This window comes from Arthrobacter sp. NPDC080031, from assembly GCF_040702485.1.
Classification (GTDB): Bacteria; Actinomycetota; Actinomycetes; order Actinomycetales; family Micrococcaceae; genus Arthrobacter.
Map to the genome: position 1 here is coordinate 38,491 of NZ_JBFBLA010000037.1, position 6,619 is coordinate 45,109.

The window sequence follows — 6,619 nt, forward strand, 5'->3', positions numbered from 1 at the left end:
TCCTCATCTGTCCCCGGGGGCGGGGTTGCTGACGTCGGTGTCGTTCCAGAAGCACTTGGTAAGCGCTTTCCAAGAAGAGTGTACCTTGCCGTATAGGGAGATGTAACGCCCTTGGTTTTAGACGATCCGGCCTGCCGGCAGCTTTTCCCCGGCCTCAACCGCCACGTCGATCGAATTTCCCGCCACGGGCATCGGGCACGTGCCGTACGGAGTGAAGGCGCTGGGGTAGTTAATGGCGCGGTTGAAGTCGAGCACCACCGAGCCGTCGTGGCGGGGGCGCGAAACGGCCAGCTTGCGCCATTCGTCCGTGGTGTTGCCGTTCGTTTCGTCGTGGAAAGTGACGGTGAGGGCTCCGAGCTTCTCTGCCTCGGCATGAAGGCGGACTTCGTGGGGAAGGCCCGGCGCCCGGAAAACCACCTCGCCTACGGATCGGTGCACCCCGTCCACCAAGGGGTTGGCTGTCCCGATCGGAACATCCACCGGTTCGGGGTATTCCTCGAAGCGGCCTTCAAGTACCCAGTCCGGGTTGTACTCATAGGTCGGAACGGCGTCGAACTCCGTGAACACCGGCGAGGAGTTGTCCCGGGTGCGGATGGCGTACTTGTCCGCTCGCATGGCCAGCTCGACCACCACCTCTGTGCCGTCCGCTCCGCCGAACTGCACCCACATGAGCGACTCCTCATCCTGGAGGGTGGCCGAAATCGTGCCGTCCACGGGAGTTCCCGTCTCCACGAGCGTGAGCCCGTCGGCCGCGCTCGCGGTGAGTGTCGCCGTCGTGCCGTCCGTCGACCAGAGCCCAGGGACGAGCTCGACGGCGGCGGGGGCCGATTCGAGCCACTGGAAGGACGTAAGGGTGAGCCAGCCGTGGTCCGCTGCGAGGGCGGCATTGCGGCCGTTCCGGAAACGCTGCCAACGTTCCAGCTGGGTGTTGCTTGCGGGGGCTGTTGCGCTCATGGTTCCTCCAGCGGCTTGGGCGGTGTTCGTTGGCTTAACCATGCACCTCTCGCCGCCATTCCCGGAACCCAACTAGCTCGCACTAGATGTCGTTTTGAGGCCTCATAACGACAACAACTGCGAGCTAGTTGGGCGGCCAAGGCGGACGGCGCGACAACATTTGAGACGGATTGCCACCCCCTCTGGAGCTGCGGGTAAGATTCCCTAGGAATATTAGTAAGCCGGCTCACAGTATCCAGCGCAGTGTACGGGCCACACCCAACCCCAGAAGGTATTTTCATGGTTGACACTGCACATCTCAGCACGGACCTCGCCGCGGAACTGCGGGCCGATGTCCGCCGGGTCTCAACGCTTCTCGGAGAGTCGTTGGTCCGCCAGCACGGCCCCGAGTTGCTTCGGCTCGTCGAGCAGGTGCGCCTGCTCACCAAGGAATCCAAGGAAGCCGCCCGCGGCGGCGCCGACGCTACGGGTCCGTGGAGCGCGCACGACGTCGTCGCCCAGGTCCGGGAGTTGCTCGCCTCATTGCCCCTTGAGGAAGCCACTGAGCTGGTCCGCGCCTTCGCCTTCTATTTCCACCTCGCCAACGCCGCCGAGCAAGTGCATCGCGTCCGCGGACTGCGCACCCGCCAGGAAAAGGACGGTTGGCTGGCCAAAGCCGTGGCCGAGATCGCCGACGAGGCCGGAATACAGGCCCTGCAGGACGTCGTCAATGAGCTGGATGTCCGTCCTATTTTCACCGCGCACCCCACCGAAGCCTCCCGCCGTTCGGTGCTCGACAAGATCCGCAAGCTCTCGGACGTCCTGGCAGAATCCACGGTTGAGGGCACGGCAGCCCGTCGTCGACAAGACCGCCAGCTCGCCGAGATCATCGATCAGATGTGGCAGACCGACGAACTACGCCAAGTCCGCCCCACTCCCGTGGACGAGGCCCGCAACGCCATCTACTACCTGAGCAGCATCCTGACCGATGCCATGCCGGAAATGCTCACGGACCTCTCTGAACTGCTGGGCGAGCACGGCGTAGTGCTGCCGGCGCACAACGCCCCCGTCCGCTTCGGTTCGTGGATCGGCGGAGACCGGGACGGCAACCCGAACGTCACCGCTTCCGTCACGCGCGAGGTCCTGCAGTTGCAGAACCAGCACGCCGTGCGGATCAGCATCTCGATGATCGACGAGCTGATCTCCATCCTCTCCAACTCGACCGCACTGGTGAACGCGGAAGAGGACCTCCTGGACTCGATCGCCGTCGACCTCAAGAACCTGCCCGGCTTGGACAAGCGCATCCTGGAGCTGAACGCGCAGGAGCCCTACCGCCTCAAACTGACGTGCATCAAGGCCAAGCTCATCAACACCGGCCGCCGCGTGTCCGCGTCCAGCCACCACGAGCCCGGCCGTGACTACGCCTCCACCTCGGAACTCCTCGCAGAGCTCGAACTGCTGGAAGCCTCGCTGCGGAAGCACTCTGCCGTGCTCGTGGCCGACGGCGCCCTGGCCCGGGTCCGCCGCGCGATCGCCTCCTTCGGGCTGCACTTGGCGACCCTGGACATCCGTGAACACGCTGATTACCACCACGACGCCGTCGGGCAGCTGATGGACCGGATCGGCGATGGAACTCCCTACGGAGAGTTGAGCCGCGCCGAGCGCTTCGAGCGGCTGAGCGCTGAGCTGGCTTCGCGCCGCCCGCTGTCCGGCCACCCCATCAAGCTCGACGGCGACGGCGACCGCACCTACGACGTCTTCCGCAGCATCCGGCACGCCCTCCAGACGTACGGGCCGGACGTCGTCGAAACCTACATCATCTCCATGACGCGCGGCGCGGACGATGTCCTGGCCGCCGCGGTGTTGGCCCGGGAAGCCGGACTGATCGAGCTGTTCGGCGCGGCTCCGTATGCCAAGATCGGCTTCGCTCCGCTCCTGGAAACCGTCGAGGAGCTGCGTGCTTCGGCCGAAATCGTGGACCTGCTGCTCTCCGACCCGTCCTATCGTTCGCTCGTACGGCTGCGTGGGGATGTCCAGGAGATCATGCTGGGATACTCGGACTCCAACAAGGAATCCGGCGTCATAACCAGCCAGTGGGAGATCCACAAGACCCAGCGCAAGCTGCGCGACGTCGCCGCCAAGCACGGCGTGAACGTCCGCTTGTTCCATGGCCGCGGCGGCTCGGTGGGCCGTGGCGGCGGACCGACCTACGACGCCATCATGGCCCAGCCGAACGGCGTGCTGGAAGGCGCCATCAAGTTCACCGAGCAAGGCGAAGTCATCTCGGACAAGTACTCGCTGCCCGAGCTCGCCCGCGAAAACCTGGAGCTCTCCCTGGCCGCCGTGATGCAGGGTTCCGCGCTGCACCGCACCCCGCGCACGTCCGATGACGAGCGCGAACGCTACGGCCACGTCATGGAGATCATTTCCGACGCCGCGTTTGCCCGGTACCGCTCGCTGATCGACGATCCGGACCTCCCCGCGTACTTCCTCGCCTCGACTCCGGTGGAGCAGCTCGGATCCCTGAACATCGGCTCGCGTCCCTCCAAGCGCCCCGATTCCGGCGCCGGACTGGGCGGTCTTCGGGCCATCCCGTGGGTGTTCGGCTGGACCCAGTCCCGGCAGATCGTTCCGGGTTGGTTCGGTGTGGGCTCAGGCCTGAAGGCCGCCCGCGAGGCCGGCAACACCGCCGAGCTTGCGGAGATGATGAAGCGCTGGCACTTCTTCCAGTCCGTGATTTCCAACGTCGAGATGACCCTCGCCAAGACGGACATGGACATCGCCGGGCACTACGTGTCTTCGCTCGTTCCGGAAGAGCTGCACCACCTGTTCAAGGCCATCCGCACTGAGTACGACCTCACAGTTGCCGAAGTCGAACTCCTGAGCGGGGAAACCGAACTCCTGGAAGCGCAGCCGACGCTCAAACGATCGCTCGAAATCCGCGACCAATACCTCGACCCCATCAGCTACCTGCAGGTGGAACTCTTGCGCCGCGTCCGCGAAGCCTCCATTTCCGGCGCCGAGATCGACGAACGCCTCCAAAGGGCCATGCTCATCACCGTCAATGGCGTGGCCGCCGGCCTGCGCAACACGGGATAGCCGGTTCCTTCCCTTCCGACGCTCGCTCACTTATGTGGGTGTTTTTGGAAACGCTCGCTCACATATGTCGGTGTTTTTGGAAACGCTCGCTCACATCATGTGGGCGAGCGTGCGGCCCGAAGGGCTTGTTTGTGAGAGAGCGTTTAGGGTTGATGGATGCCGTCGTTCCAGACCAAGTTGAAGATCACCGGGCTCAAGCCAGGCAATCCGCCGGAGTCCGTAATGGCCGCTGCGCTTGAGGCCCTGGAAACGCGTCATCATGTCGAATCCAGTCAGCTGGACATTGTTGGCGGCGTCGCCCAAATCAGTCTCCGCTTCCTGGTGGAGCCCCGCGACTACCCGGGTGAGAACAGCGAGGCGCGCGCTTCGGCAGCCATGATGCGCGACGCCGTCGAACGTGTAGCGCTCACTGGGAACCTTTACGTTCTTCGCCGCAAGCGGCGGAAATGGTCGCCGGTCTGAGCCCGACGTCGGGGAAACGCGTCACGCCCTGCAGCTTTTTGCGGACGTCGACGGCGTATACCCCCTGAAACTCGCGGCACAACGACGGACGGTACCGCAAAAAACCGCCTGGCGTGACGGCACTGCCTGCCGAAAGGGCGCCTAAAGGTGCGGTGGGTCGCCCGGTTCGTCCACCGGCGAGCGGTCGCCCCGGCGACGAGTGACGATCACGCCAACCACGACGCCGATCAGCAGCCCCACGCCGACGCCGATCAGTGAGCTCGCCCAGAACGGAAGCTTCGTCGTCGAGCCCGCAAAGTAACCCAGCCCGGCTTGCCACGTGGCCCACAACAGGCCGCCCAATCCGGCGCAGAGGCTGAAACCGCGGGAAGAAACCTCGGCGATCCCGGACGCGGCCGACGCAGCAAGCCGCCCACCAGGGACGAACCGGGCGCCGATGATCGCGCCGTACGTGGAGGAGCGCCCCGCCCTGGCGATGGCCCGGTGGATGCCCTGATGGACTTTGCGGCCCCAGGCCCAGCGGTCCAGGACATGTCCCAAGCGGCGCTTGAAGAGCTGGAAAACGATAATGTCGCCCAGCCAAGAGGCGACGGCGGCCATCAAACCCACCAGCCACAGGTTGACCCGGCCCTCCGCGGCCAGTGCGCCACCTGTGATCACCAGCATCTCGGACGGGATGGGCGGGAAAATCGCGTCGCCCACCACCATGGGGATGATCCAGACATAGATCGCGGCTCCCCAGCCTTCAGCCGTGGTGATGTCCATGGGCACAAATTACCCCACTTTGGTGCATCCGCAGGAGTGTCGTGCAAGACTGGCGCCATGCGGCTCGAAATCCTGCAAGGTGACATCACCACGCGCGACGTCGATGCGATCGTCAACGCTGCCAACTCATCGTTGATGGGCGGCGGCGGAGTGGACGGCGCGATCCACCGCGCCGCGGGCAGGGAGCTCCTGGCCGCGTGCATGGAGGTGCGCGAGCGCTACCCGCACGGACTGCCGGTGGGCCAAGCCGTGGCCACCCCGGGGTTCAAATTGCCTGCCCGATGGGTGATCCACACCGTGGGTCCCAACCGGCACGCGGGCCAGAACGATCCGGAACTGCTGGCGTCCTGTTTCCGCGAAAGCCTGAAAGTCGCAGCGTCCCTGGCGGCGCGTTCCGTCGCGTTCCCCGCAATCAGCGCCGGGATCTATGGCTGGGACGCGCTTGAGGTCGCCACAGTGGCGCTCGACGCCGTCCGCCGGTTCGACGCCGAAAGCTCCAGTGGGCTGGAACTCGTCGAATTCGTGCTCTTCAGCTCCGAGACGACGAAGGTATTCCGGAACGTGTTCGCGGCTTCGGAAGGGTGAAGAAGCCCGCGGGCTTTCGCGGGTGCCTTTTCAGTCGCGGGCTTTCGCGGGTGGCGTCAGGCGGACTGCGCCTCAAGCACGGACTTCAACTGCCCGAGTTGTCCGACTTCCGACTCCATGGTCTTGGTGATCATCGACCCCATGAGCTTCATGAAGCCCTTGGGCTGGAGATCCAAGGCAAAGCGTACGGTCGTGCTCCCGTTGTTCTCGTCCAGGGTGAAGGATCCGGTCGGGCGGGCGGGCCCGGCAATGACCTGGAAATCGAGTCGCTTGCCCGGCTGGGCCGCGATGATTTTGTAGTCGCCGGCGATCGTGCGGCCGCCGGGGCCAGCCATCGTCTGGGAGTAGACGGCACCCTGGTTGCCCGCTTCGCCGCTTGCGAGGGCGACAGTCTTGACGGCCGGACGCCACAGCTTATTGTTCAGTCCGTCCGCCAGGAAGGCGTAGACGTCGTTTGCGGTGCGGTTGATCGAGACTTCGTTTTCAGCGTGGGCCATGTGGTTCCTTTGCGCGAGATCGAACTCCGCCCGCGGTCAGCGAGCCGGCAAAACTGAGCATATACGCCCGGTCCGGTTCGCGACGGGGAACCGGACCGTTTTTCGCTGCCCCGCCGCTGGAAACCCGCCCTTGACTCTCATCTCCCGACGCTCGCTCACTTGTGTGGGTGTTTGGCCGGACGCTCGGAAATTGTCAAGCTGTGTGGAGTCACTGGGCTAGTTTTTGGGGTGTTTTGGTCTCGGGCAGGTTGATCCCGACGTATTGTGCTGGGGCCGGT

Annotated in this window: 6 protein-coding genes; 3 read left to right on the top strand and 3 right to left on the bottom strand. The window is 64.8% G+C overall.

Annotation, left to right across the window (positions count from 1 at the left end):
* Nucleotides 1-117: 117 nt before the first annotated feature.
* A complete protein-coding gene (locus tag AB0323_RS22210; RefSeq protein WP_366179261.1) occupies nt 118-954 on the bottom strand; it encodes a DUF1684 domain-containing protein in 837 nt (278 codons plus the stop codon).
* A gap of 279 nt (nt 955-1,233) precedes the next feature.
* Here AB0323_RS22210 and ppc point away from each other — a divergent pair, with 279 nt between their 5' ends.
* Nucleotides 1,234-4,032, top strand: coding sequence for a phosphoenolpyruvate carboxylase (gene ppc, locus AB0323_RS22215; protein WP_366179262.1), 2,799 nt, complete (start codon nt 1,234-1,236; stop codon nt 4,030-4,032).
* A 156-nt stretch (nt 4,033-4,188) separates the two neighbouring features.
* The gene (locus AB0323_RS22220; protein ID WP_366179263.1) at nt 4,189-4,494 is read left to right on the top strand and encodes a hypothetical protein; all 306 of its coding nucleotides are present in this window, start codon (nt 4,189-4,191) and stop codon (nt 4,492-4,494) included.
* Between the two features lie 141 nt (nt 4,495-4,635).
* Here the strand turns inward: AB0323_RS22220 and AB0323_RS22225 are convergent, their stop codons facing one another.
* Nucleotides 4,636-5,259: a VTT domain-containing protein gene (locus tag AB0323_RS22225; protein ID WP_366179264.1), complete on the bottom strand. Its 624-nt coding sequence runs from the start codon at nt 5,257-5,259 to the stop codon at nt 4,636-4,638.
* Nucleotides 5,260-5,316: 57 nt separating this feature from the next.
* On the opposite strand from AB0323_RS22225, the gene AB0323_RS22230 reads away from it, so the two are divergent.
* Nucleotides 5,317-5,844: an O-acetyl-ADP-ribose deacetylase gene (locus AB0323_RS22230; protein WP_366179265.1), complete on the top strand. Its 528-nt coding sequence runs from the start codon at nt 5,317-5,319 to the stop codon at nt 5,842-5,844.
* Nucleotides 5,845-5,900: 56 nt separating this feature from the next.
* On the opposite strand, the gene AB0323_RS22235 is transcribed toward AB0323_RS22230, so the two are convergent.
* Complete coding sequence (locus tag AB0323_RS22235; protein WP_366179266.1) at nt 5,901-6,341, bottom strand: SRPBCC family protein; 441 nt, start codon at nt 6,339-6,341, stop codon at nt 5,901-5,903.
* Nucleotides 6,342-6,619 lie beyond the last annotated feature (278 nt).